Source organism: Streptomyces gardneri (assembly GCF_006539185.1).
Taxonomy (GTDB): Bacteria; Actinomycetota; Actinomycetes; order Streptomycetales; family Streptomycetaceae; genus Streptomyces; species Streptomyces gardneri.
On sequence record NZ_BJMN01000143.1, the window covers coordinates 1 to 803 of the forward strand.

At 66.4% G+C, this 803-nt stretch carries 1 protein-coding gene and 1 pseudogene; one reads left to right on the top strand and one right to left on the bottom strand.

Translation table 11 applies throughout. From position 1 onward, the window contains the following. A pseudogene (locus SGA01_RS40780) lies at positions 1–280 on the top strand (IS5/IS1182 family transposase); the annotation flags it as partial. Positions 281–298: 18 nt separating this feature from the next. Here SGA01_RS40780 and SGA01_RS40785 read toward each other — a convergent pair. Beyond that, complete coding sequence (locus SGA01_RS40785) at positions 299–625, bottom strand: hypothetical protein (protein ID WP_141303488.1); 327 nt, start codon at positions 623–625, stop codon at positions 299–301. Positions 626–803 lie beyond the last annotated feature (178 nt).

Sequence of the window (803 nt, forward strand, 5' to 3'; positions counted from 1 at the left end):
ATACAGCTCCCGTCGAAACCGCCGCTACCTGCGACGACGCGACATCAAGCACACCATCCCGGAACCGAAGGATCAACGCGCCAACCGTCGACGCAAGGGCAGCACGGGCGGGAGGCCAACCGGCTTCGCCCCTGACCGCTACAAGCGCCGCAACGAGGTCGAGCGGACCATCAACCGCCTCAAGAACTCTCGTGCTGTCGCAACCCGTTACAACAAGCGGGCCTATGTCTTCCACGGCACCGTCACCGCAGCAGCCGTCCGCCTCTGGCTCAAGCCGTGAACTACCGGGGCCGACCTCTCAGAATCCCGGGACAGGGATGAAGCTCGGCCACCACGAGGGCACGCCGCCGGGGCACGGAGGAGTGGCGGCGCCCTCCCAGAAGATCGAGATGACGCACCAGACAACCCCGAGGAGCGTCACCGCGAGGGCAAAGGCATGGAGGAGGGGACGGTTCCCGAGAAGGGCGCCCACCACGACCCAGATCAGCAGCAGGACTGTCCAGAGGCCCGGGATGAACAGCCACAGCAGGAAACCGCTGTTGGCCGCGTTGTTCACTCCCACGTCGCAGGCGTTCCACGACCTGCCCAGAAGCATGGCAGCGGACACCGCGAGAAGCAGCGCCACCGCCGCCCCGAGACACCCATGCAGCCGTCGACTTCCCACAAGGCCCCCGTTCGCCGTCCGCTGCGGGAAGCACCGGATCCGCACCGCTCATCACTGCCACAACCCCCGTCCCCCGGCACTGGCCAACAGGGAACAGACGCCCCTGGATCCTAGTAATCACATGATCCGCCGGACAGTG